The 1397-nt window shown below is 66.5% G+C and carries 2 protein-coding genes; one reads left to right on the top strand and one right to left on the bottom strand.

The annotated features are described in order from the left end of the window. Positions 1-650, bottom strand: a 650-nt coding sequence (locus AB4Y86_RS18945) for a thiamine pyrophosphate-dependent enzyme (RefSeq protein WP_441403673.1), incomplete at its 3' end; no start/stop codon positions are given. Between the two features lie 197 nt (positions 651-847). Here AB4Y86_RS18945 and AB4Y86_RS18940 point away from each other — a divergent pair. Then, entirely contained in the window at positions 848-1321 is a 474-nt protein-coding gene (locus AB4Y86_RS18940; protein ID WP_441403672.1) for an Lrp/AsnC family transcriptional regulator, read from the top strand. Positions 1322-1397 lie beyond the last annotated feature (76 nt).

The raw sequence follows: 1397 nt of genomic DNA, 5'->3' as shown, positions 1-1397 counted from the left end.
GCCCAGTGGTTGTTCTGGCAGAAGAACACCACCGGCGCCTGGAAGCTTGCCGCGAAGACCATGGCCTCGTTGACGTCGCCTTCGCTGGTGGCCCCGTCGCCGAAGTAGGCCACGGCGACCGAATCGGCGCCGTCGTTCTGGATCCCCATGGCGTAACCGGTGGCGTGCAGGCTCTGGGCACCGATGATGATTTGCTGCGTGGCCACGTTGACGGTGTAGGGATCCCAGCCGGCCAGGGCGTTGCCGCGCCACGCCTTGACGATGTCTGCCGGCTGCACGCCGCGGCAGTAGGCCACACCGTTGTCGCGGTAGCTGGGGAAGACGAAGTCGTCCTCGCGCAGCGCCCGGGCCGAACCGATCTGGGACGCCTCCTGGCCCAGCAGCGGGGGCCACAGGGCGAGCTCGCCCTGGCGCTGCAGGGCGGTGGCCTCGGCGTCGATCCGGCGGATCGCCGCCATGTCCTCGTAGAGCGCGGCGAGCTGCTCATCGCCGACATCTTGGACCCAGGAGTCAAACTCCGGATGGCTTACGCGTTCACCCCCCGGGGTGATCAGCTGGACGAGGTCTCCGCCCGTGCGCCTGTTTGATTCTGCACTGTTCCCGGGGTTGTCGGCGGTCATGCCGCCCTTCCCCGCGTCGTCGGTAAACACAGCTTGTCCGCAACCTTCTGACGTCGTCTGACCCTGGCCCGCGGGACTTGTGATCCCTACGCGCGACGGCCGCCCGGGCGCCGTTGCCCCGGATAATTGTGACCCTACTCACAACTGCCAGAGGGTACAACCACCTTCGGAAATATTGAGCATTTTGCCCTATCTGGGTCCGCTGGACCGTGCTAACCTTGCGCATTATGCAAGCTTTGGATGGCACCGACACCCGCCTGCTTTCGGCGATGGCCCGGGATCCCCGCCGCACCGTGGTGGCCCTGGCGCAGAAGCTGGGGCTGTCGAGAAATACGGTGCAGGCCCGGATGGCCCAGCTGGAGAAGAAGCACGTGTTCCTCTCCTTCGAGCGGCGGATCAACCCGGCCGCCCTGGGCTATCCCCTGATGGCGTTCATTTCCGTTCATGTCCAGCAACAAAAGCTGGGCAAACTGGCGGTGGAGCTTGCCGGGGTCCCGGAAATCCTGGAGGGTTACGGCCTTACGGGGTCCGCCGATCTGCTGCTCCGCGTGGTGGCGCTCGACGCCGAGGACCTGTTCCGGATCAACGGCAAGATCCTGTCCTGCGACGGCGTAGACCGCACCGACACCGCCCTGGCCATGAGTGAGATGATCCCGTTCCGGGTCCAGCCGCTGCTGGAACGCGGCTCCGCCGAGGCCTAACCGGCAGCCCCCTCCCCCGCCCCGGTCCCCCAGCACGGCCCCAAGGCAAAGAGGAGCCCCCGTGCAGTTGATGCAC

Origin of the sequence: Arthrobacter sp. 2YAF22_2, assembly GCF_052114645.1 — a bacterium.
Classification (GTDB): Bacteria; Actinomycetota; Actinomycetes; order Actinomycetales; family Micrococcaceae; genus Arthrobacter.
The sequence above is the reverse complement of the archived record's forward strand: the minus strand, read 5'-3'. Positions and strand labels throughout refer to the sequence as shown.

Bases quoted from the DNA above. Each gene is read 5' to 3' on its own strand.
- AB4Y86_RS18940 (WP_441403672.1), top strand. From the start codon at position 848: ATGCAAGCTTTGGATGGCACCGACACCCGCCTGCTTTCGGCGATGGCC.